The following is a 2665-nucleotide window of genomic DNA, read 5'->3' as shown; positions in this document are numbered from 1 at the left end:
CAACACGAATTTATAGAATCGAATTCAGCTTGTTTATTCAGAATTTTTTGATTGCGTCTCTTGGCATATTTCTTTGAAGCTACGATTGTAGATCAAAGTTATAGGGTCAAGCCGCACGAGCAATTAGTATCGGTTAGCTTAACGCATTACTGCGCTTCCACACCCGACCTATCAACGTCCTGGTCTCGAACGACTCTTCAGGGGGCTCAAGGCCCCGGCAGATCTCATCTTGAAACGAGTTTCCCGCTTAGATGCTTTCAGCGGTTATCTCTTCCACACATAGCTACTCGGCGATGCCACTGGCGTGACAACCGATACACCAGAGGTGTGTCCACTCCGGTCCTCTCGTACTAGGAGCAGGCTTCCTCAAATCTGCAGCGCCCACGGAAGATAGGGACCAAACTGTCTCACGACGTTTTAAACCCAGCTCACGTACCTCTTTAAATGGCGAACAGCCATACCCTTGGGACCGGCTACAGCCCCAGGATGAGATGAGCCGACATCGAGGTGCCAAACACCGCCGTCGATATGAACTCTTGGGCGGTATCAGCCTGTTATCCCCAGAGTACCTTTTATCCGTTGAGCGATGGCCCTTCCATACAGAACCACCGGATCACTATGTCCTGCTTTCGCATCTGCTCGACTTGTCAGTCTCGCAGTTAAGCACGCTTATGCCATTGCACTATGAGCACGATGTCCGACCGTACCTAGCGTACCTTCGAACTCCTCCGTTACACTTTGGGAGGAGACCGCCCCAGTCAAACTGCCTACCATGCACTGTTCCCGATCCCGATTCAGGGACCTAGGTTAGAACCTCAAACGCACCAGGGTGGTATTTCAACGTCGGCTCCATGAAGACTAGCGTCTCCACTTCAAAGCCTCCCACCTATCCTACACAGATCCGTTCAAAGTCCAATACAAAGCTACAGTAAAGGTTCATGGGGTCTTTCCGTCTTTCCGCGGGGAGATTGCATCATCACAAACATTTCAACTTCGCTGAGTCTCAGGAGGAGACAGTGTGGCCATCGTTACGCCATTCGTGCAGGTCGGAACTTACCCGACAAGGAATTTCGCTACCTTAGGACCGTTATAGTTACGGCCGCCGTTTACTGGGACTTCAATCAAGAGCTTGCACCCCATCATTTAATCTTCCAGCACCGGGCAGGCGTCACACCCTATACGTCCACTTTCGTGTTTGCAGAGTGCTGTGTTTTTATTAAACAGTCGCAGCCACCAATTTTTTGCAACCCTTTCATGCTCCGTTGTTCACTTCACACTACTTGGGCACACCTTCTCCCTAAGTTACGGTGTCAATTTGCCGAGTTCCTTCTCCTGAGTTCTCTCAAGCGCCTTAGAATACTCATCTCGCGCACCAGTGTCGGTTTGCGGTACGGTCGTGTATAGCTGAAGCTTAGTGGCTTTTCCTGGAACCTCGTTCAGTTACTTCGCAAGCAAGCTCGCTCGATCGACAGCCTCGGTATATGTTGAGCGGATTTGCCTACCCAACGCCTACTTCTGTCTAAACCGGGACATCCAACACCCGGATAACCTATTAAGATCCGTCCCCACATCGCACTATACATCGGTACAGGAATATTGACCTGTTTCCCATCAGCTACGCATCTCTGCCTCGCCTTAGGGGCCGACTCACTCTACGCCGATGAACGTTGCGTAGAAAACCTTGCGCTTACGGCGAACGGGCTTTTCACCCGTTTTAACGCTACTCATGTCAGCATTCGCACTTCTGATACCTCCAGCACGCTTTACAACGCACCTTCACAGGCTTACAGAACGCTCTCCTACCACGCACAGTAAACTGTGCATCCGCAGCTTCGGTAACTGGCTTAGCCCCGTTACATCTTCCGCGCAGGACGACTCGATCAGTGAGCTATTACGCTTTCTTTAAATGATGGCTGCTTCTAAGCCAACATCCTGACTGTTTTAGCCTTCCCACTTCGTTTCCCACTTAGCCAATTTTAGGGACCTTAGCTGGCGGTCTGGGTTGTTTCCCTCTTGAGTCCGGACGTTAGCACCCGGTGCTCTGTCTCCCAAGCTGTACTCGTCGGTATTCGGAGTTTGCCTTGGTTTGGTAAGTCGCCATGACCCCCTAGCCAAAACAGTGCTCTACCCCCGACGGTAATACTTGAGGCACTACCTAAATAGTTTTCGGAGAGAACCAGCTATTTCCAAGTTTGTTTAGCCTTTCACCCCTATCCACAGCTCATCCGCTAGTTTTGCAACACTAGTCGGTTCGGACCTCCAGTACCTGTTACGGCACCTTCATCCTGGCCATGGATAGATCACTTGGTTTCGGGTCTACACCCAGCGACTGAACGCCCTATTCGGACTCGATTTCTCTACGGCTCCCCTATTCGGTTAACCTTGCCACTGAATGTAAGTCGCTGACCCATTATACAAAAGGTACGCAGTCACCCCTTTCGAGGCTCCTACTTTTTGTAAGCATGCGGTTTCAGGATCTATTTCACTCCCCTCCCGGGGTTCTTTTCGCCTTTCCCTCACGGTACTAGTTCACTATCGGTCGATGATGAGTATTTAGCCTTGGAGGATGGTCCCCCCATATTCAGACAGGATTACACGTGTCCCGCCCTACTTTTCGTCAGCTCAGTACCACACAAATCTTTTCACGTACGGGGCTATCACCCTC

Annotated in this window: 1 rRNA gene (only partly in view); it reads right to left on the bottom strand. The window is 50.8% G+C overall.

The features are described 5' to 3' along the window. Positions 1-102 precede the first annotated feature (102 nt). A 23S ribosomal RNA gene (locus EC845_RS01245) occupies positions 103-2665 on the bottom strand; it runs 313 nt beyond the window's last position.

It is taken from the genome of Comamonas sp. BIGb0124 (assembly GCF_003752175.1).
Taxonomy (GTDB): Bacteria; Pseudomonadota; Gammaproteobacteria; order Burkholderiales; family Burkholderiaceae_C; genus Comamonas_F.
This window is presented reverse-complemented; position numbering and strand designations above follow the sequence as displayed.